This is a genomic window from Phytohabitans rumicis (assembly GCF_011764445.1).
Lineage (GTDB): Bacteria > Actinomycetota > Actinomycetes > Mycobacteriales > Micromonosporaceae > Phytohabitans > Phytohabitans rumicis.
Genome location: NZ_BLPG01000001.1, coordinates 2,085,725 through 2,106,711 on the forward strand (window position 1 = coordinate 2,085,725; position 20,987 = coordinate 2,106,711).

Here is a 20,987-nt window from a genome sequence, read left to right on the forward strand (position 1 = left end):
GTGTATGAAGCGAACTACCGCGTTCATGTCCGTGCTCCTCCTGGCCGCGTGCGGCTCGCCCACCCCGACGGCGGCGCCGACCACCGCGCCCGCCAGCACGGCTCCCGCGTCCACGGTCTGTGCCGCCGGCGTCCGGACCGATCCGCTGCCGGAGTGGGCCCGGGCCGGCTTCAGCGGCGACAGCCACCCGCCGTACGTACTTGGCGCGCGCGGCGACATCGCGGCCATCCTCTTCGGCTACCCGCTCGCCGCCCCGCCGCGACCGGACCGGTCCAACAAGATCCTGTGGGTGTCGCGCCTGCCGCTCCAGCCGGGCAGCCCGCTGAAGATCAAGGCGCGCATGGCGGGCGCGGGCGAGCCCGTCCTCCGCGAGGTGCAGCCGGGTCCGTCTATCGTCGACCTTCCCGCGGCCGGTTGCTGGCACCTCTACCTGTCCTGGTCGGAGCACACGGACGAGATCGACCTGGGATACATGGCACACTAACCCGATGGTGCGAGAGCAGGAGTGGCAGCCGGCCGGGGTCGACATCGACACGCCGAGCGGCTCCCGGATCTACGACTACGCCCTCGGCGGGGCACACAACTTCGCCGCCGACCGGGCCGCGGCCGAGGCGTTCTTCGCGGCGTACCCGGACGCACCGCTGGTGGCCCGTTCCAACCGTGCCTTCCTGCAGCGGTCCGTGCGTTACTGCGCGCACCAGGGCATCAAGCAGTTCCTCGACCTGGGTTCGGGCATCCCGACGGTGGGCAACGTGCACGAGATCGCCCAGCGGCTCGTGCCGGCCGCCCGCGTCGTGTACGTCGACAACGAGCCGGTCGCCGTGGCGCACACCCGCGAGATCATCGCCGACCTGCCGTACACGGCGATCGTCGACGCCGACATGCGTGACGCCGAGACCGTCCTGGGCGCGCCGGAGACCCGGGAGCTCATCGACTTCGACCAGCCGCTGGCGCTGATGATGGTCGCCGTCCTGCACTACGTGTCCGATGAGGACGACATCACCGGGATCCTCGCGCGCTACCGCTCGGTGCTCGCGCCCGGCAGCGTGCTGGTCGTCTCGCACACGACCGAGGACCCGCGGCCCGAGATCGAGGCCGTCATCCAGCGGGTCTTCAAGGAGACCGGCACCCCGGTGATCCATCGCGACCGCGCCGAGGTGGCCGCCCTGCTCGACGGCCTGGAGTTGGTCGAGCCCGGGGTGGTGTGGACCCCGCAGTGGCGCCCGGACGACGACACCGACCCGCTGTTCGCCGAGCCGGAACGCTCCGCCACGTTCGCCGCCGTGGGGCGGGTACCGTCGATCTTGTGATCGACGTACCCCTGTCCGTCCTCGACGTCGCACCGGTCGCCGCCGGCGCGTCCGCGGGCGAGGCCCTGCGCCACACGACCGAGCTGGCCAAGCGGGTCGAGCAGTTGGGCTACCACCGGTTCTGGGTGGCCGAGCACCACAACATGCCGGCGATCGCCAGCTCGGCGCCCGCCGTCCTGCTCGCCCACCTGGCCGCCGCGACCTCGACCATGCGGGTCGGCTCCGGCGGGGTGATGCTGCCCAACCACGCGCCGCTGGTGGTGGCCGAGCAGTTCGGCACGCTGGCCGCCCTGCACCCGGGCCGGATCGACCTGGGCATCGGGCGCGCGCCGGGCACCGATCAGGCGACCGCCCTGGCGCTGCGCCGTACGGTCGAGGGCCTGTCGGCGGAGTCGTTTCCGCAGGAGCTGGCCGAACTGATCAACATGTTCACCGGGGAGCAGCCGCGGCCGATCGTCGCCACGCCGGGCCTCGGCGAGAGCCCGGCGGTGTGGCTGCTCGGGTCCAGCGGCTTCAGCGCCCAGCTCGCCGGCGTACTCGGGCTGCCGTTCTCGTTCGCCCATCACTTCAGTGCGGCGAACACGCTGCCGGCGCTGGCCCTCTACCGCGAGCACTTCCGGCCGTCGCGCTGGCTGGACCGGCCGTACGCGATGGTGGCCGTGATGACCGTCTGCGCCGACACCGACGAGCGGGCGCAGTGGCTGGCGCGGCCGAGCGCGCTGTCGTTCCTGCGGCTGCGGCAGGGCCGGCCGCAGGCGCTCGCCACCCCGGAGGAGGCGGCCGCGTACCCGTACACGGACCTGGAGCGGGACTTCATCGCCGAGCGCCACGCGGATCAGGCGGTGGGGTCGCCGGAGACGGTGTCGCGGAGCCTTTCGACGCTGCTGGCCCGCACCCGTGCCGACGAGGTGATGCTCACCACTCTGGTGTACGACATCGAGGCCCGGATCCGGTCCTTCGAGCTGGTCAGGAAAGCGGTTGACCAAGGCTGAAACAACAACGTCATCGATACGTCACCCCCCGGCACCAGGGCGCGACCTACTCTTTGACGAGTGGGCGCGGGACGCCGGAATCGTGGGGCCGGCTATGACGCGAACACGGTGCGTATAGCACCGCAGTGCCGGCGGGGATAGGTGCCCATCCCCGCCGGCACACGCGTTTTACCGGACGTAGATGTTGGGTTGCGGCGGCGTCGACATCCCGTTCCCGATGAAGAAGCTCGGGTGCGGCGGCTGGTTGTAGGCGGTGTTCTGCCAGGCCACCGCGACGCGGTACTGGGTGTCGTGCGCCAGGGTGAACAGCTTCGTGGTGGTCTGGGTCGGCGTGCTGAAGATCCGCAACGCGGCGTTGTCGTCGCGCGGCCAGATGACCTCTTCGCGCCAGTCGCCCAGGATGTCGCCGGACAGGGCCGGGGTGGCCTTGGTCCCGTTGTTCGAGTGCGCGCCCGACGCGGTCAGCAACCGGGTGTCGGAGGCGGTGCCGTACTTGTCGATGTGGTTGCTGTCGAGCAGTTCCCGCACCGGGTCGGCGTCCCACCAGACCAGGAAGTTGGTCGAGCCGGGCTTGCGGCTGGACACCTGGGCCCCGTTGGTGGCGCTGCGCAGGCCGGTCACCGCGGACGACCAGACCTCGGCGCCGGCGCTGCCGGCGTACACGTCGCCGGCCACGCCGCGGCCGTTGTCACAGGCACACGACGGGCCCCGCCACAGCGTCTGACCGGTACGCGCGTCGGCGACCCAGTCCGCCGTCGTGACGCTGGTGTTCTCGGTCGGCTTGAAGACCTCCAGGCCAGGCCGGGACGGCACCAGGTCGCCGACGTGGTACGCGTCGCCGTGCCCGAGGCCGTTGGTCCACAGTGGCGCGCCGTTGTCGTCGACCGCCATCGCCCCGTACATGACCTCGTCCCGGCCGTCCCCGTCGGCGTCCGCGATGGACAGTTGGTGGTTGCCCTGCCCGGTGTACTGCGAACCGGACACATTGGAGTCGAACGTCCAGCGGCGTACGAGCGAGCCGTTACGGAAGTCCCACGCCACGATGACGGAACGGGTGTAGTACCCGCGGGCCATGATAAGCGAGGGCCGCTGACCGTCCAGATAGGCCGTCCCGGCGAGGAAGCGGTCCACCCGGTTGCCGTACGAGTCGCCCCACGAGGAGACCGTGCCGCGCGGCGGCTCGTAGTTCACTGTGGACAGGGTCGCGCCGTTCAGGCCGTTGAACATGGTCAGGTACTCCGGCCCGGACAGGATGTAGCCGGAGGAGTTGCGGTAGTCGGCGCTGGAGCTGCCGATCAGCTGACCCGTGCCGGACACCGTACCGTCCGCCGTCTTCGCGGCCACCTCGGCCCGGCCGTCGCCGTCGTAGTCGTACACCTGGAACTGGGTGTAGTGCGCACCGGCGCGGATGTTGCGCCCGAGGTCGATGCGCCACAGCCGCGTGCCGTTGAGCCGGTACGCGTCCAGGTACACGTTGCCGGTGTAGCCGGACTGTGAGTTGTCCTTGGCGTTGGTCGGGTCCCACTTCAGCACGATCTCGTACTGGCCGTCGCCGTCCAGATCGCCGACCGAGGCGTCGTTGGCCACGTACGTGTACGCCTCGCCGGTGGGCGTGGTGCCGCCCGCCGGCGCGGAGATCGGCACGTCCAGGTAGCCGCTCGCGAACGCCAGCGACGCCTCCGACGCGCCCTGCTCGACGCCGTTCACCACGGCCCGCACCGAGTACGACGCGTCGGCCGCCGCCCCGCTGTCGAGGTAGTTGGTGGAGTTGGTGATGGGTGACGCGGTCACCTTCGTGCCGCCGCGGTAGACGTTGAACGCGGTGGACGCCGACTCGTACCCGAACAGGCGCCAGGACACCAGGTTGGCGCTGCCGGACCGGACGCTGACCAGGCCGCGGTTGAGGTCCTCGACCTGGCGGCCGCTGCCCGAGGTCGGCGGCGGCGAGGTGGGCGGCGGGGTGGTGGGCGGCGCGGCGGTGGTGGGCGCCGCCGAGGTCGGTGCCGCGGTCGTCGGCCCGACCGCCCCCGTACACACCGTCCCGTTCAGGGTGAAGCTCGCCGGCACCGGGTTCGTGCTGTTGTTCCACGACCCGTTGAACCCGAACGCCACGCTCGCGTTCGTGGCGATGGCGCCGTTGTAGCTGACGTTGGTCGCGGTGACCTGGCTACCGCTCTGCGTGACCGTCGCGTTCCACGCCTGGGTCACGGTCTGCCCGGCCGTGTACGCCCAGGTCAGCGTCCAGCCGTTGATCGGGTCACCGAGGTTGGTGATGGACACGTTGGCGCCGAATCCGCCCGCCCATTGGCTGCTGATGGCGTAGTCGACCCGGCACCCCGCGGCCGCCGAGGCGGAGACCGCGAAGAGCACCCCGCGCCGGCAAGACCGGCCGTGAGTGCGGTGGACAGCAGCGCGACGCGCCGCCTTCTGCGAGAGGGCATGCTGAACTCCGGTGAGTGATAGTGGCGTTGCCCGTCGCCACGGTGAGGAGTTGGCTCTCCGCTCACCGCCGATGCTATGGCAAGGGCTTTCCCGGGACAATATCGACCTCCCTGATTACCGCGCACCCACCGGCCGGGAGTTCGAGGACGCCGGACACGCTCGCGCCGCTCAGCAGGTCGACGCCGTTGGCCGGGCCGAGGGCGGTGCGGTCGGTGTGGTTGAGCGCGAAGAGCCAGCTCATCCCGTCGCCGCGGCGCCGGACCAGTTCCAGGCGCGGCGGCGCGGGCGTGATGCCGGCCGCCTCCGCCATCAGCTCCCGGTACGCCTCGTCGTCCAGCGGGGTGGACACGTACCAGGCGGTGCCGGCGCCGTAGCGGTGCCGGGTCACCCCGGGCGCTCCCAGGCGGCCCCGTTGAGTGTGACCGCTTCGTCCCACCCGTGAGCGGCCGGGCGAAACTCCTCCACCCGTACGCCGAGCACGTCACGCAGCGCGCCCGGGTAGCCGCCGAGCCGTACCCGCCCCCGCTCGTCCGCGATCCCGGACAGGTACGTCGCCACCAGGTGCCCGCCGGCGTCCACATAGGCCGCCACCGCGTCGGCCGCCGCGTCGGACATCAGGTAGTGGGCGGGCAGCACCAGCAGCCGGTACGGCGCCAGCGGCCGGCTCAGCGACACGAAGTCCGTGGTTATCCCGGCCGTCCACAGTGCCCGGTGCGCGGCCCGCGCCTCGGCCAGGTAGTCGATGCCTTCCCACGGCAGCCCCGGCCCCTGCAGCGCCCACCAGGACGCGGCGTCCCACGCGATCGCGGCCGGCGCCTCGATGGCACCGTCCTCTACTTCGGACAGCGCCCGCAGCGCCGAGCCCAGCTCCACCGCCTCCCGGAACGTCCGGCTGTCCGGGCCGGCGTGCGGGACGAGCGCCGAGTGGAAGCGCTCCGCGCCGCCGCGCGGGGCCCGCCACTGGAAGAACATCGCGCCGCGCGAGCCCCGGGCGACGTGCGCGAGGCTGTGCCGCAGCATCCGGCCCGGCTCCTTGGCGTGCATCCGCCCCGGCGTGTAGATGAGGTTCGGCGCGCTCTCCATCAGCAGCCACTTGTCCCCGCCCGCCCAGTGCCGCGCCAGGTCGCCCGCGAACGCGACCTGCTCCTCCGCGGCCGGCCCGGCGTCGGACGGGTAGTCGTCGATGGCGACCAGGTCGACCTCCCGCGCCCAGCGCGCGTGGTCCACCGGCACCCAGCCGCCGAACACGAAGTTGGTGGTGACCGGCACGTCCGGGGTGGCCGCCCGCAGGACGTCCCGCTGTTCGGTGTACGCGGCCAGCAGCTCGTCCGACCAGAACCGCCGGAAGTCCAGCAGCTGCCCCGGATTCGCCAGGTACTGCGTGGCGCGCGGCGGGAAGACCTGCTCCCAGTCCGAGTAGCGCTGGCTCCAGAAGTCGGTCACCCACGCGTCGTTGAGCGCGTCCAGGTCGCCGTACTCCTTGCGCAGCCAGCCCCGAAACGCGGCCGCCGCGTGGTCGCAGTGACACGCGGTGCCGTACTCGTTGTGGACGTGCCAGAGCGCGAGCGCCGGATGGCCGGCGTAGCGCCGGCCGAGCTCCCCCGCGATCCGCCGGCACGCCTCCCGGTACGCCGGGGCGCTGCCGCAGTAGGTGTCCCGGCTGCCGTGCAGCAGCCGCGTGCCGTCCGCGCGGACCGGCAGCGCGTCCGGATACGCGAGCGAAAACCACGGCGGCGGCGACGCGGTCGGCGTCGCGAGCGCCACCTTGACGCCGCCTTCGTCCAGCAGATCGAGTACGCGGTCCAGCCAGCCGAAGTCGTAACGGCCCTCCTCCGGCTCCAGTCGGGACCAGGCGAAGACGCCGACGCTGACCAGGTTGACGCCGGCCCGGCGCATCAGCGCCACGTCCTCGTGCCACACGTCCTCGGGCCACTGCTCGGGGTTGTAGTCCCCGCCGAAGTACAGGCTCATCACGCCTCAGCCCTTGATCGCGCCGACGATCACGCCCTTGATGAAGTGGCGCTGGATGAACGGGTAGACCAGCACGATCGGCGCTACCGTGACCACCACGACCGCCATCTTGATGGCGTGGCTCGGGGCAGCGAGCCGACCGTCGTGCCGGAGAAGTTCGGCGACTGGCCCTGCAGGATCATGCTCCGCAGCACCTGCTGGATCGTGAACTTGTCGCTGCTGTCCATGTAGAGCAGCGCGTTGAACCAGATGTTCCAGTAGCCGACCGCGTAGAACAGCCCGACCACCGCGATGACCGCCTTGGACAGCGGCAGCACGATCCGCCACAGGATCCGGAACTCCCCCGCCCCGTCGATGCGCGCGCTGTCGAACAGCTCCTGCGGCAGCCCTTGGAAGAACCCGCGGATGACGACCAGGTTGAACACGCTGATGGCGCTGGGCAGAATCAGCGCCCACAGGCTGTCCTTGAGGCCCACACCGGTCACCACCAGGTAGCTCGGCACGAGCCCCGGGTAGATCAGGAACGTCAGCAGGAAGTAGAACAACAGGGCGCGGTGTCCGACCGAGCCGGGGCGGGAGAGCCCGTACGCGGCCAGCACGGTCAGCGCCAGGCTGATCGCCGTGCCGGCCACCGTCACCAACGTGGAGATCCACAGCGCCCGGGTGACGATGCCGCCCGAGAAGATCGTCACGTACGCCGACGCGTCGATCCCCTTCGGCACCATCACCATGCCGCCGGCCTCGTTGATGGTCTTGCGGGAGGACAGGCTCGTGACGAGGACCGACCACATCGGAATGAGGACGGCCAGCACCACGACGGTGAGCACGGAACCCTTGGCGAACAGGCCGACCGGCGTCGGCTTCTCCTCCCACGGTGCGCGTTTGGCTGCCGTAGTCATGACCGTGAAATCAACCCCCGCTCACCCAGCATGTGGGCGAATCTGTTCGCGACCAGGATCAGCACGAGACCGACCGCGGCCTTGAAGAGCCCGGCGGCGGCACCGAAGCCGAAGTCGCCCGTGGTGATGGAGTGGTGGTAGACGAACGTGTCCAGGACCTCCGCGGCGCCGCGGCCGACCGCGTCGCGCTGCAGGAGGAACTGCTCGAAGCCGACCGAGAGCGCGTCGCCGAGCCGCAGGATCAGCAGCAGCACGATGACCGGACGCAGCCCGGGGAGCGTGATGTGCCACAGCCGGCGCCACCGGCCCGCGCCGTCGACGGCGGACTGCTCGTACAGGTTGGTGTCGATCATCGCCAGCGCCGCCAGGAAGACGATCATCCCCCAGCCCACGTCCTTCCACACCGACTCCGCGGTGACCAGGACGATGAACGTGTCGGGGTTGGTCATGATGCCGGGCGGCTCGATCCCGGCCTGGCGCAGCTCCTGCGACAGCAGCCCCGCCCCGCCGAGCATCTGCACGAAGAACGTGACCACCAGCACCCAGCTGAAGAAGTGCGGCAGGTACACCACGGTCTGGACGAACGTGCGCAGCTTCGCGGACAGCACGCTGTTGAGCATGATCGCCAGCGCGATCGGCAGCGGGAAGAAGAAGACGAGCTGGAACGCCGTGATGGACAGGGTGTTCCACAGCGCCTCCCAGAACGCCGGGTCGCCGAAGAGCGTCTCGAAGTTGCCGAACCCGATCCACTCGCTGTAGAGGAACGCCTGCAGCGGACTGTCACCGGCGTACGGGTTGTAGTCCTGGAACGCGACGACGTTGCCCAGGGCGGGCAGGTAGTGAAAGACCAGTAGGAGCAGCCCCGCCGGCGCGACCATCAGCAGCAGCGGCCAGTCCCGCCGCAGCCGGGCCCGGAACGGCATCCGCGGCTTGGCGCGCCTGCGCCGCCGGCTGGGCGGGGCCGGTGGGGCCGGGGGCCGGGCGAGCTCCTCGCTCGGCCCGGCCGCCACGGTTGTTTCGGACGTGCTCATTTGCCGGCGTCGGTCCGGGCCTTGGCGAGGAAGTCGCGCGCCTCGGTGCCGCCGCCCGTCGTACGCCAATCGGAGATGATGCCGTCGAGATCGCTGATCGGACGGCGGCCGCGCACGAGGTCAGTGATCTTGTCTTCGGTCGGGATCGTCTGCGCCTTGTACGTCGCCGGGAACTCCAGCTTGATGCCGTCCCACGGGTTCGTCTCCATGTGCTTGACCATCGTGTTGGAGTAGGTCAACAGGTCGCCCACGTACTTCGGGGTCTGCGGGTACGGCGCGATGACCGGGCTGCGGCCGCTGATGAAGAAGTACTGGTTGGCGATCTCCTTGAAGCCCAGGTCGGTCTTGACCGGGCCGTCCGGCGTCGTCGTGTGGTGCTTGCCCTCCACGCCGTACTCGCGCAGCAGGTACTCCTTGGTGCCGAACGGCGCCGAGCACCAGTTCATCACCCGCAGCAGCTCCTCGACGCGCTCCTTGCCGAGGCCCTTCTTGATGAAGGTGTACGAGATCGGCTTGTCGTCGCCCCAGACGAGCGGGTCACCGCCGGTGGCCGAGAAGATCGGCACCGGCTGGAGGTTGAAGGTCGGGGTGATCTTCTGCTGCTCGGCCTGCATGTTCTGCCACGCGCCGATACCGTCCTGGTGGAGCAGGATCTTGCCGCTTTCGAGCAGCTTCTTGGCGTCGCCGCCCTTGCTGGCGACCAGGTCGGGGTGCACCAGGCCATCCTTGTAGACCTTGGCCATGAATTCCACAGCCGCCTTGAACTCGGCCGTCTCGTACTTGTGCTCCGGCGTGCCGTCGGCCTTGATCCGCCAGCCGGTCTCCGACCCGGGCACCTTGTGAAACATCTGCACCATGGCGAAGATGTCGCTGAACGCCCAGACGCCGGCCTTGGTGTCGGTGACCTGCTTGCCGAGGTTGTAGAGCTCGTCGATCGTCTTCGGGGCCGTCAGGCCCTTCGCGTCGAGCAGGTCCTTGCGGTAGAACAGCGCCCACGGGAACGGGCCGTCCGTCGGGTTCGGCACGGCCATGAGCCGCTCGTTCCAGATAGCGTTCTGCCACGCCCCGGTCGGGAAGGTGGCCAGCATCGGGTACGCCTTGACCTTGTCGCCGGACAGGTAGTCGGTGAGGTCCTCGAAGAGCACCTTGACCGCGTCGGCGAAGCGCGGCAGCTTCTCCACCTCCCACTGCGGGACGCAGAGCAGGTCGGGCACGTCGCGCGCGCCGAGCATCGCGTTCAGCTTGTCCGCGTACGTCAGGCCGTCCTGGATGCTGAAGTTGACCGGGACGCCCAGCTCGTCGTTGACGGCGGCGAGGTACGCGTTCTGCCCGAGCGCGGGCGGCGCCGGGCCCCACGCCGGTGTCATGGCCCGGATCTCCGTGCCGCTCTTGCCGGGCTTTTCGGTGATCGAGTCGACCAGGGTGGCCGGGTACTTGTTGAATCCGTCCGGGATCGGTCGGGTGCTGGTGATGTCCGGCTGCGGGACGCCGGAGGGCAGTGCTCCCTGCGCCGGCAGTACGCCGGAGACCTTGCCGGTATCGGTCGCGGCACCCTTGCTGCCGCCCCCTTCGCCACACGCGCTGAGCAGGCCGCCGCCCGCGATAGCCGTGGCGCCGAGGCCGGCCAGGCCGAGGAAGTTTCTGCGGTTGGTCGCCGCGCCCGCGAGGGGTGAAGTCACGGCGCACTCCCTTCTATTGGAAAAAAGTGGTATGACTGTAGTTAGTTCGTCTACCGACTAAACAAACTAGACCAACGGTGACCGCCGCCACAAGGGCGGACCCGGTACGGCATGATGGTCGAGCCAGCCCGGGGCACCAATCAGACCTTCTCGCCGGGAACGGGGCTGACTTGATCACGATGCAGACCGGGCCGCAGCCGGCCGACTTCGCCGACGTGCGAGCCACCAACCTCGCCGTCGTACTGCGTCATGTGCGTACGCACGCACCCTGCTCGCGCGCCGACATCGCGGCCGCCACCGGCCTCAACAAGGCCACCGTCTCCAGCCTGGTCGCCGACCTCATCGAACGGCGGCTGCTGCGCGAGACCGGCCTCGCCGAGCACCGCATCGGCCGGCCCGCGACGATGCTGGTGCTCGACGGCCAGCCGTACGCGGCGATCGGCATGGAGGTCAGCGCCGACCACCTGACCGCCGTCGCCGTCGACCTGGCCGGCGAGCAGCTGCTGTCCTGGCGCCGCGCGTTCACCGGCACCTCTACCAGCGCGGGCAAGGCGGTCAGCGCCATCGCCGCGCTCGCCACCCGGGCCGCCAGCCGGGTGACCGCCCAGGGCCGGCAGGTGCTGGGCCTGACCGTCGGCGTGCCCGGACTTGTCGACGCGGACGGCGCCGTACGCCTGGCCGCCGGCCTCGGGTGGCGCGACTTCGAGCTGCGCGCCGACCTGGTGCGGGCCTTGCGCGACCCCAAGTACGACGTCGCCGTCGACAACGACGCCAACCTGTCCGCGATGGCCGAGCACCGCTACGGCGCGTACGCCGGCACGGCCAACCTCGTCTACCTCACCGGCGAGCTGGGCATCGGCGCCGGCGTCGTGGTCGACGGGCGGCTGCTGCGCGGCGGGCGCGGGTTCAGCGGCGAGATCGGCCACATCCAGCTCGACCCGGCCGGCCCCACCTGCGACTGCGGCCGGATCGGCTGCCTGGAGGCGCTCGCCGGGGTGTCCGCGATCATCCGCCGGGTGCTCCCCGACGCCGAGACGGACGGCCCGATCACCGACTACGCCCCCGAGATCGACGAGGTGGTACGCCGGGCCCGCCGCGCCGACCCACCCACCCTCGACGCCCTCGCGGAGGTCGGCCGCCACGTCGGGCACGGCGTCGCGATCCTGGCCAACCTCGTCAACCCCGACGTCGTGGTGCTGGGCGGCATCTTCGTACCGCTGGCGCCCTGGCTGCTCCCGTCCGCCGAGGCGGAGCTCGCTGCCCGCGCGGTCGCCCCGGACGCGGGCGGTTGCAAGGTCGTCGCGTCCGCCCTCGGCCCCGGCACCGCGGCCACCGGCGGCGCCGCCCGCGCCCTGGCCGCCGTCGACGCCGGCCACCTACCTCCACTCCCCACCGCCCCTGAGCAGGCCCACGGGGACGCATCGAGCTTTCCGGAACATTTGGGAGCGCTCCCTATTGACCCGGACCGTTGTGTGGTGCGAGTCTCAGAAGGCTCCGGCGTAACACGGCGGAAACTCGTGCAACGGCGGAGTTTTCTTCGAGGGTTTGTCGAAGCGCTTCGAGTTGACCGGTTAAGGACCAGCACGGATGGGCCTTTGGATCATCGTAGCCGCAGGTCGAAGCGCTTCGACGCCGTCGAGAGCTCCATCGGCGCATATGGAGACGGGTGATCGACAATGAACGAACCACCGCATGGCGAGGCGTTCCGCGAGCCTGACCGGCCCCTCGACGCCCGGGTGGCCGACCTGCTGGGCCGGCTGACCCTGGCGGAGAAGATCGGCCTGCTGCACCAGCACCAGGCACCCGTCCCCCGCCTGGGGCTCGGCTCGTTCCGCACCGGCACGGAGGCCCTGCACGGGCTGGCGTGGGTCGGCCCGGCCACCGTCTTCCCCAGGCCGTCGGCCTGGCCAGCACATGGAACCCCGACCTCGTCACGGCGGTGGGCGCGGCCGTCGGCGACGAGGTGCGCGGCTTCCACCACAAGGACCCCGAGCGCATCGGCCTCAACGTCTGGGCGCCCGTCGTCAACCCGCTGCGCGACCCACGCTGGGGTCGCAACGAGGAGGGGTACGCCGAGGACCCGTGGCTCACCGGCGTCATGGGCACCGCGTACGCCTCCGGCCTGCGCGGCGACCACCCGGTCTACCTGCGTACCGCGCCGACGCTCAAGCACTTCCTCGGCTACAACAACGAGACCGACCGCTGCACCACCTCCAGCAACCTGCCGCCCCGCGTCCTGCACGAGTACGAGCTGCCCGCGTTCCGGGCGCCGATCGAGGCCGGTGCGGCGGTCGCCGTGATGGCGTCGTACAACCTGGTCAACGGGCGGCCGGCCCACCTCAGCCCGCTCATCGACACCGAGTTGCGCCGGTGGACCACCGGCGAGGTGCTCGTCGTCAGCGACGCCGCCGCCGCGTCGAACATCGCGGGCGCGCAGGGCTACCACGCGGACCACCCCGCCGGGTACGCGGCCGCGCTGCGCGCCGGCATCGACAGCTTCACCGAGGACGGCCCCGACTCCGCCCCGACCGTGGCCCGCCTGAGCGAGGCGCTGGACCGCGGTCTCATCGACGAGTCCGATGTGGACCGGGCGGTGCGCCGGATCCTGGTCACCCGGTTCCGGCTCGGCGAGTTCGACCCGCCCGAGCGCAACCCGTACGCCGCCATCACCGCGGACGTCATCAACTGTGCCGCGCATCAGGAGCTCGCCCGGGAGGCCGCCCGGCAGTCCATGGTGCTGCTCAAGAACGACGGCATCCTGCCGGCCACGCCCGCGCGCGTCGCCGTCATCGGCCCGTTCGCCGACACCGTCCAGGAGGACTGGTACAGCGGCACCCTCCCGTACGCGGTCACCGCGTACTCGGGAATCGCCGCCCGCCTCGGCCCGGGGGCCGCGGCCTTTCACGAGGGCGTCGACCGCATCGCGCTGCACAGCATCACCGGGTACGCCTGCGCGACCGACCGGTCGGTCGGCGCTGCTCTGCGGACGGACGACGGGGCGCCGGCGCCGGAGACCTGGTTCGACCTCTTCGACTGGGGCGAGGGCGTGGTCGCGCTCCGGGCCGCGGCCAACGGCAAGTACATCGGGGTCGACGACGAGGGCACGCTCGTCAACGACCGCGCGCAGCCGTGGGGCTGGGTGGTGCAGGAGACGTTCCGCATCCTCGACCGCGGCACCGGCCAACTGCTCTACCACCTCGCCACCGACCGGTACGTCAGCGTGGACGCCGACGGAGTCCTGCGCGCGAACGCGACGGAGGCTGAGGCGACTCAGTTCACTGTGGAGCTGGTGGCGGACGGCGCGCGGGACGCCGCGACCACCGCCCGTGACGCGGACCTCGCCATCGTCGTGGTCGGCAACCACCCGATGATCAACGGTCGGGAGACCGAGGACCGGGTCGACCTGGCGCTGCCACCCTCGCAGCAGGCGCTCATCCGGGCCGTGCAAGCGGCCAACCCGCGCACCGTGCTCGTCGTCACCAGCAGCTACCCGTACGCGATCGAGTGGGCCGACACGCACCTGCCGGCCGTGCTGTGGTCCTCGCACGGCGGCCAGGAGTACGGCAACGCGCTCGCCGACGTGCTCCTCGGCGCGGCGGACCCGGGCGGCCGGCTGACCCAGACCTGGTACCGCGACGCGGCCGAGCTGCCGGACCTGCTCGACTACGACATCATCGCGTGCGACGCCACCTACCTCTACTACCGCGGCCGGCCGCTCTATCCGTTCGGCCACGGGCTGAGCTACACCACCTTCGAGTACGCCGACCTGCGCCTGTCCACTGTGGAGGTCGACCAGACCGGCACGGTCGCGGTGAGCGTCGACGTCACGAACACCGGCGACCGCGCCGGGGACGAGGTCGTCCAGCTCTACACCCGGCAGCGGCGCTCGCGGGTCAAGCAGCCGCTGCGCCAGCTCCGCGCCTTCCGCCGGGTCACGCTGGCGCCCGGCGAACGGACCACGGTGACGTTCGAGCTGCGGGCGGCCGACCTGGCGTTCTGGGACGTCACCAGGGGGCACACCGTGGTCGAGACGGCCCGGCACACCATCCAGGTCGGACGGTCCAGCGCGGACATCGCGCTGACCACCACCCTGTCCGTACGCGGGGAGCGGATAGCACCTCGGCAGCCACTACAAAGTCCACTGTGGGCGGTGGACCACGACGACTACGCCGGCACGGTCCTGCTGGACGACGAGCCACACCGCGCGGACGCGGTCGGTGCCGCCGAGCCGGCTGGCTGGATCGGCTTCCAGCAGGTCGACTTCGGCGCCGGGGCGAGCGCGGTGGCGGCGCGCGTCACCAGCCGTACCCGGGAAGCAGCTGGCGCCCGTGTGACGCTGCGCCTGGACGACCCGCTGTCCGGGCCGATCGCCGGAAGCATTGTCGTGCCTACCGCCAACGACCGTCACGACTGGACCGAAGTACATGCCGCGATCACCGGAGCGGCTGGAGTACGGGACCTCTACCTGTCGTTCGAGGCGCCAGGCGCTACCGTGAGCAGTCTGACCTTCACAACGGGCGGGACGGAGGCGTCTGGTGACTGATGCGGCGCCGAACCGCGGTGCGAAGCGCGCCGACATGGTCACGATCACCGATGTGGCACGGCACGCCGGCGTGGCGGTGAGCACGGTGTCGTACGTCCTGAGTGGCAAGCGGGCGATCTCGGCGACCACCCGGCAGCGCGTGCTCGCCAGCATCCGGGCCCTTGGCTACCACCCGAACGCCGGCGCCCGCGCGCTCGCCAGCCGGCGGGCCAACGTCATCGCGCTGGTGCTGCCGTTGCGCTCGGGCATGCACCTGCCGGTGCTGATGCAGTTCGCCACCTCGGTGGTGACCACCGCCCGCCAGTTCGACCACGACGTCCTGCTCGTCACCGCCGACGAGGGCCCCTCCGGGCTGCGCCGGATCGCCGCCAGCGCGATGGTCGACGGCATCGTGCTCATGGACATCGAGATGCACGACCCGCGCGTGCCGCTGCTGCTCGACCTGGAACGCCCCAGCGTGCTCATCGGCTTCCCCGCCGAGGCCGCCAACCTCACCTGCGTCGACCTCGACTTCTACCGGGCCGGCGCGGTGTGCGTCGACCACCTCGTGGCGCTCGGCCACCGCCAGATCGCGCTGCTGGGCGCCCCCGCCGTGGTGTACGAGCGGGACACCGGGTTCGCCCACCGCACCCGGGCCGGCTTCACCGAGACCGCCGAGCGGTACGGCATCGAGGCCATCGCCCAGCCCTGCGAGGAAAACTTCGACGCCGTACGCCAGGAGCTGGCCGGCCTCATGGAGCGCCACCCCGGGCTGTCCGGCCTCGTCGTACACAACGAGGCGGCCGTCGGACACGTGCTGGCCGCCCTGCCGCTGCTCGGCCGGCAGGTGCCGCACGACATCTCGGTGGTGGCGATCTGCCCCGACGAGGTGGCCGAACGCGCCAGCCCGGCGCTGTCCTCGGTGCTGATCCCCGCCGAGGAGGTCGGCCACCAGGCGGTGACGCTGCTGATGCGCAAGCTGGAGGGCCAGCCGGTGCCCGGCGGCACCCTGCTCGACCCGAGGCTCACAGTACGCGCCAGCACGGCCACGTTCTCCCCCGTTGGGGTCCGCTGATACCGGATTTGTCGTGTAATGGGGACATGACCAATTCTCCTGTGGTCTTGCCCAAGGCTCCCTGGTGGCTGTTCCTCGGCACGGGCATCCTGTGGATCATCTACGCGTGGATCGTGCTGCGCTTCGACGACGCGTCGGTGGCGGCGGTATCGGTCCTCGCCGGCCTGGTCGTCCTGTTCGCGGCGGCGTCTGAGCTGCTGCACGCGTTCGTGGCGCCCGGCTGGCGCTGGCTGCACGCCATCCTCGCCGGGCTGTTCACGATCACCGGCATCGTGATCCTGTTCCGCCCCGGCACCGGCTTCGCCTGGCTCGCCGCCTTCGTCGGCTGGTACCTGCTGATCAAGGGCTTCTTCGACGTGGTCATGGGCTTCGTGACCAAGTCGGAGAACGACGCCTGGTGGCTGCTCGTGCTGGTCGGCGTGGTCGAGGTGCTCCTCGGCTTCTGGGCCGCCGGCAGTTGGGTGCGGTCGGCGTTCCTGCTGGTGGCGCTGGTCGCCGGCGTCGCCCTGGCCCGCGGCATCGCCGACATCGTGCTCGCCTTCCAGCTCCGCCAGTTCAACAAGGCCGTCGACCGCGTCCCGTCGGGCCGCTTCACCGCGCCGCCCGGCGCCGCCGCCGCCGGACCCGCGGCCCCCTGATCTTCGGGCGCGGCCGGTCACGCACCTGCCCTCGCCGCGGCGGTCCGCGATTCGAACTCCGGACCGCCGCGGCCCGCCGCCACGGGGCGTGCCGTTTGGTGCTGCCCCCTCAGCGCGCTTCGCGCGCGGACCCGATTTGCCGCGGTGATCATGAAGTTAGCGTCACGGCAAGCGCTCTCCCCGGCGCTAACCCCATGATCATCGCAGACTGGCGTCGATCTCCTGCCCTGCCCGCCAAGTCCACTAGCCCGCCCGCGCGAGCCCTCAAAAGGGGCAGCCCTTTGGGGCGCGAATCCTGAGCACGGCTCCCCCATACCCGCCCACGCGTGTATACGGCTCCCCTTTTGGGGCCGCCCGCCCGCACCCCGCCCGCGCAGAGCGACTCACCACCCCAAGCCCGTCGATCAAGGACTTTCACGTCGATCAAGGGCAAACGGTCGTGGATCGGAGATCAAAGCACGACCGTTTGCCCTTGATCCACGGGAGAGGGGGCCCCGCGCGGGGAGCGCGGGGAGCGCGGGGAGCGCGGGGAGCGCGGGGAGAGCGGGGAGACGGGGCGGGGTAAGGGAGGGCGGGGGCTAGGCGGGGTCTAGCGCCGGGACTGGAGACGGCGTGGGGGTGGGAGTTGGGGTGGGGCGGCGGGTGCGGCGGAGGGCGCGTACGGCGAGGGTGATCGCTGCCGCCCAGACCGCCACGATCAGCGCGTACACGAACGGGCGCGGACCCTCCGGGACGTCGAACGCCCGCATGATGGTGCGCGCGTTCGTCAGCACGATGAGCCCGCCCACCAGGGCGCCCAGCAACTGGGCCGGGACGATCCGGACCAGCCAGGCGGCGATGGGCGCGGCGATCAGGCCGCCCACCAGCAGGGCCGCGACCGTCGGGAGCACGAAGCCCTCGGAGCCCAGCCCGATGAGGAAGCCCACGCTGGCCATGCCCGCGACCACGAACTCGGCGGTGTCCACCGAGCCGATCACCTTGCGCGGCTCCATCCGGCCGGAGACCAGCAGCGACGGCGTGGCCACCGGGCCCCAGCCGCCGCCCCCGGTGGCGTCGATGAAGCCGGCCACCAGGCCGAGCGGCGCCAGGAAGCGCGACCGCAGCGGCTTGCGCGAGCGGGTGATACCGAGCGGGCGGGAGAACCGGACGAGCAGGTAGATGCCCAGCGCGAGCAGGATGCCGGCCATCCAGGGCGCGGCCTTGTCGGTGGTGATCGAGCTGAGGAACGTCGCGCCGGCGAACGCGCCGATGCCGCCGGGCAGGGCGATGCGGCGTACGACGCGCCAGTCGACGTTGCCGAAGCGCCAGTGTGCCGCCCCGGCGGCGAGCGTGGTGCCGAGCTCGGCCAGGTGCACCGAGGCGGACGCGGACGCCGGCGCCAGCCCGGCGATGAGGAGCAGCGAGGAGGAGGTCACGCCGTACGCCATGCCCAGGGCGCCGTCGACGAGTTGCGCGGCGAGCCCGACCAGGGCCAACACGATCAGCTTCCGCACGCTCCTACCTCCTCGCTAATTCCCATCAACTTAGTCGAGAAAGTGGGCGAACGGCAACCGCTCCCCGCGATGTGGGATGGGGATTACGCCCAGGCGCTCGGGTCCGCCACCAGGTCACGTACCCGATCGGGAAGCTTGCCCGTCGCGACGTCCGCGATCGTGACCAGCTCGAGGATCTGCCGCTCGCTGGCGCGCAGCGCGATCCAGACCTCCTGCAGCGCGGCGGCCGCGCCGTGGTAGCCGAGGTCCTCCGGGCGCTGGCCGCGGACGTGCGCGAGCGGGCCGTCGATCACCCGGATGACGTCGGCGAGGGTGATCTCGCCGGCCGGGCGGGCCAGCCAGTAGCCGCCCTCCGGGCCGCGCTGGGCGTGCACCACCCCACCGCGGCGCAGCTGCAGAAGGATGCTTTCGAGGAACTTGGGCGGGATCTCCTGCGCCTTCGCGATGCGTTCGGCGGTCAACGGGCCCTCGACGGCGGTGGCGAGCTCGACCGCGGCGCGCAGCGCGTAGTCGACCCGGGCGGACAGTCGCATATTCCCATTATCCCGGTCGGAATGCCGAACCGTTAGCCGCCCACCCGGCGCAATAGTCCCTCCTGGACGGCGGTCGCGATGTGCCGGCCGTCCTCGGTGAACATCCGGCCGGTGGCCAGGCCCGTCGCGCCGGAGGCGGACGGGCTCCAGCAGTCGTACAGGAACCACTCGTCGGCGCGGAACGGCCGGTGGAACCACAGCGCGTGGTCCAGGCTCGCGCCGACCACGCCGCCCGGACCCCACACCTCGCCGTGCACGGACAGCACCGAGTCGAGCAGGGTCAGGTCCGAGGCGTACGCCAGGGCGCACGCGTGCAGCAGCGGATCGTCGGGCAGCTTGCCGTCGATCCGCATCCAGACCCGCTGGTACGGGTCGGCGGGGCGGTCGCCGGGCGCGACCCAGCCGGGCTCGCCGACGTACCGGACGTCGATGGGGCGCGGGATCGCCGCCCAGATCCCGGCGCGGTCGGCGTACCGGGCCAGCCGCTCCGTCATGGTCGGCACCTCGTCGGGGCCGGGGATCCCGGGCGGGGCCGGCGCGTGGTGGTCCAGCCCCTGCTCCGGCCGGTGGAACGAGGCGGACATGAAGAAGATCGGCCGGCCGTGCTGCAACGCGACGGAACGGCGTACCGAGAACGAGCGGCCGTCGCGGATGTTCTCCACGCGGTACTCGATCGGCTCGACCGGGTCGCCCGGCCGGACGAAGTAGCCGTGCAGCGAGTGCACCAGCCGCGCCGGGTCGACGGTGCGGCCGGCGGCGACGAGTGCCTGGCCGGCCACCTGGCCGCCGTACACCCGCTGCGGCCCGACCGGCGGGCTGATCCCCCGGAACGTCGAGCCGTCCAGCTCCCGCAGGTCGAGGACCTCCAGGAGCTGGTCAACGGCCGCCTGGCCGACGAGTGGACCTGAGGTCATGCCGCCGGATTGCGGGCGGCCGCCGTCGCCGCGTCGACCAGGGAGCCGAGCTGGTGTACGCGCAGGGTGTTGGTGGAGCCGGGCGCGTTGGGCGGGCTGCCCGCGACGACCACCACGTAGTCGCCCGGGTTGGCCCGGCCCAGGCCGAGCATGGCCTGGTCGACCTGGCGGAACATGTCGTCGGTGTGCTGCACGAACGGCACCAGGAACGTCTCCACGCCCCACGAGAGGGCGAGCTGGTCGCGCACCTCGGGCACCGGCGTGAACGCCAGCAGTGGCAGCTCGCAGTGCAGCCGGGACAGCCGGCGCACGGTGTCGCCGGTCTGCGAGAACGCGACGAGCGCCTTCGCTCCGATATTGCGCGCAATCTGGGAGGCGGCGACGGTGAGCGCCCCGCCGTGCGTACGCGGGTCGTGCTGCAGCCGCGGCACCGGGATCGAGCCGGCCTCGGTGGTCGTCACGATCTTGGCCATGGTGCTGACCGTGAGCACCGGGTACTTGCCGACGCTGGTCTCGCCGGACAGCATGACCGCGTCCGCGCCGTCGAGCACCGCGTTGGCGACGTCCGACGCCTCGGCGCGGGTCGGGCGCGAATTTTCGATCATGGAGTCGAGCATCTGGGTCGCCACGATGACCGGCTTGGCGTTCTCCCGGCAGAGCTGGACGGCCCGCTTCTGCACCAGCGGCACCTGGTCCAGCGGCAGCTCCACACCCAGGTCACCGCGGGCCACCATGACCCCGTCGAACGCGTCGACGATCGCCTCCAGGTGGGTGACCGCCTCCGGCTTCTCCACCTTGGCGAGCACCGGGCGGCGCACGCCCATCTCGTCCATGATCGCGTGGACCTGCTTGATGTCCTCCGGCGAGCGCACGAACGACAGCGCGACCAGGTCGGTGCCGAGCGCGAGCGCGAAGCGCAGGTCGGCCGAGTCCTTGTCGGACATCGCCGGCACGCTCACCGCCACGTTGGGCAGCGACACGCCCTTGTGGTTGGAGACCTGGCCACCCTCGACGACCAGGCACCGGATGTCGTTGCCGTTGACCGCGGTGACCTCGACCGCGACCTTGCCGTCGTCGATCAGGAGCCGGTCGCCGACCTTGACCTCCTGCGGCAGCTTCCGGTACGTGCAGGAGACCCGGTCGGCCGTGCCGATGATGTCGTCGCCCGTGATCACCACGGAGTCGCCGGTGCGCCAGTCGACCGGGCTCTCGGCGAACTTGCCGAGGCGGATCTTCGGTCCCTGCAGGTCGGCGAGGACGGCGACGGCGCGGCCGGCGGCCTGGGCCGCGTGCCGTACGTGGTGGTAGACCTGCTCGTGGTCGGCGTGCGTGCCGTGGCTGAAGTTGAGCCGGGCCACGTCCATTCCCGCGTCTACCAGGCCCCGGATGCGCTCCGGAGATGCCGTTGCGGGGCCGAGTGTGCAGACGATCTTCGCGCGACGAGTCACGCTCATCAGGCTAGTCCCTCCGCCGAAGGAGCCTTTTGCG

15 protein-coding genes and 2 pseudogenes are annotated in these 20,987 nt (G+C 71.3%); 7 read left to right on the forward strand and 10 right to left on the reverse strand.

Going from position 1 to position 20,987, the window contains the following annotated elements:
* Positions 1-4: 4 nt before the first annotated feature.
* Genes Prum_RS08900 through Prum_RS08910 form a run of 3 tightly spaced genes read left to right on the forward strand, consistent with a single transcriptional unit; the run spans position 5 to position 2,302 of the window.
* On the forward strand, positions 5-484 hold the full coding sequence (locus Prum_RS08900) for a hypothetical protein (RefSeq protein WP_173075537.1): 480 nt from the start codon (positions 5-7) through the stop codon (positions 482-484).
* Positions 485-491: 7 nt separating this feature from the next.
* Positions 492-1,310: an SAM-dependent methyltransferase gene (locus tag Prum_RS08905; RefSeq protein ID WP_218577706.1), complete on the forward strand. Its 819-nt coding sequence runs from the start codon at positions 492-494 to the stop codon at positions 1,308-1,310.
* Complete coding sequence (locus Prum_RS08910; RefSeq protein WP_173075542.1) at positions 1,307-2,302, forward strand: LLM class flavin-dependent oxidoreductase; 996 nt, start codon at positions 1,307-1,309, stop codon at positions 2,300-2,302. Before Prum_RS08905 ends, Prum_RS08910 begins: the two co-directional genes overlap by 4 nt.
* A gap of 168 nt (positions 2,303-2,470) precedes the next feature.
* On the opposite strand, the pseudogene Prum_RS08915 reads toward Prum_RS08910, so the two are convergent.
* The 6 genes and pseudogenes from Prum_RS08915 to Prum_RS08935 all read right to left on the reverse strand — a co-directional run bounded on the left by Prum_RS08915 (position 2,471) and on the right by Prum_RS08935 (position 10,324).
* Positions 2,471-4,743, reverse strand: a pseudogene (locus tag Prum_RS08915) (rhamnogalacturonan lyase family protein).
* Positions 4,744-4,817: 74 nt separating this feature from the next.
* On the reverse strand, positions 4,818-5,054 hold the full coding sequence (locus tag Prum_RS51200; RefSeq protein WP_308785429.1) for a Beta-galactosidase C-terminal domain: 237 nt from the start codon (positions 5,052-5,054) through the stop codon (positions 4,818-4,820).
* Between the two features lie 45 nt (positions 5,055-5,099).
* Positions 5,100-6,715: pseudogene (locus tag Prum_RS08920) on the reverse strand (beta-galactosidase); the annotation flags it as partial.
* A gap of 83 nt (positions 6,716-6,798) precedes the next feature.
* Entirely contained in the window at positions 6,799-7,614 is an 816-nt protein-coding gene (locus Prum_RS08925; RefSeq protein WP_246277757.1) for a carbohydrate ABC transporter permease, read from the reverse strand.
* Positions 7,611-8,645 carry an ABC transporter permease gene (locus Prum_RS08930; RefSeq protein ID WP_173075546.1) on the reverse strand — a complete coding sequence of 345 codons (1,035 nt, stop codon included), beginning with the start codon at positions 8,643-8,645 and terminating at the stop codon, positions 7,611-7,613. Before Prum_RS08930 ends, Prum_RS08925 begins: the two co-directional genes overlap by 4 nt.
* Positions 8,642-10,324: an extracellular solute-binding protein gene (locus Prum_RS08935; RefSeq protein ID WP_173075548.1), complete on the reverse strand. Its 1,683-nt coding sequence runs from the start codon at positions 10,322-10,324 to the stop codon at positions 8,642-8,644. The genes Prum_RS08930 and Prum_RS08935 overlap by 4 nt, the downstream gene beginning before the upstream one ends.
* A gap of 179 nt (positions 10,325-10,503) precedes the next feature.
* On the opposite strand from Prum_RS08935, the gene Prum_RS08940 reads away from it, so the two are divergent.
* The 4 genes from Prum_RS08940 to Prum_RS08955 all read left to right on the forward strand — a co-directional run bounded on the left by Prum_RS08940 (position 10,504) and on the right by Prum_RS08955 (position 16,559).
* Positions 10,504-11,994, forward strand: coding sequence for an ROK family transcriptional regulator (locus Prum_RS08940; RefSeq protein ID WP_173083558.1), 1,491 nt, complete (start codon positions 10,504-10,506; stop codon positions 11,992-11,994).
* A gap of 194 nt (positions 11,995-12,188) precedes the next feature.
* Positions 12,189-14,867, forward strand: a complete 2,679-nt coding sequence (locus tag Prum_RS08945) for a glycoside hydrolase family 3 protein (protein ID WP_246277758.1) — start codon at positions 12,189-12,191, stop codon at positions 14,865-14,867.
* Positions 14,860-15,921 carry a LacI family DNA-binding transcriptional regulator gene (locus tag Prum_RS08950; protein WP_246277759.1) on the forward strand — a complete coding sequence of 354 codons (1,062 nt, stop codon included), beginning with the start codon at positions 14,860-14,862 and terminating at the stop codon, positions 15,919-15,921. The genes Prum_RS08945 and Prum_RS08950 overlap by 8 nt, the downstream gene beginning before the upstream one ends.
* 26 nt (positions 15,922-15,947) lie before the next feature.
* Entirely contained in the window at positions 15,948-16,559 is a 612-nt protein-coding gene (locus tag Prum_RS08955; protein WP_173075550.1) for an HdeD family acid-resistance protein, read from the forward strand.
* 578 nt (positions 16,560-17,137) lie between these two features.
* Here Prum_RS08955 and Prum_RS08960 read toward each other — a convergent pair.
* The 4 genes from Prum_RS08960 to pyk form a co-directional block, all read right to left on the reverse strand.
* A complete protein-coding gene (locus Prum_RS08960) occupies positions 17,138-18,052 on the reverse strand; it encodes a sulfite exporter TauE/SafE family protein (protein WP_173075552.1) in 915 nt (304 codons plus the stop codon).
* 83 nt (positions 18,053-18,135) lie between these two features.
* A complete protein-coding gene (locus Prum_RS08965) occupies positions 18,136-18,585 on the reverse strand; it encodes an RrF2 family transcriptional regulator (protein ID WP_173075554.1) in 450 nt (149 codons plus the stop codon).
* Positions 18,586-18,617: 32 nt separating this feature from the next.
* Positions 18,618-19,499, reverse strand: coding sequence for an acyl-CoA thioesterase (locus Prum_RS08970; protein WP_173075556.1), 882 nt, complete (start codon positions 19,497-19,499; stop codon positions 18,618-18,620).
* Complete coding sequence (pyk, locus tag Prum_RS08975) at positions 19,496-20,953, reverse strand: pyruvate kinase (RefSeq protein WP_173075558.1); 1,458 nt, start codon at positions 20,951-20,953, stop codon at positions 19,496-19,498. Before pyk ends, Prum_RS08970 begins: the two co-directional genes overlap by 4 nt.
* Positions 20,954-20,987 lie beyond the last annotated feature (34 nt).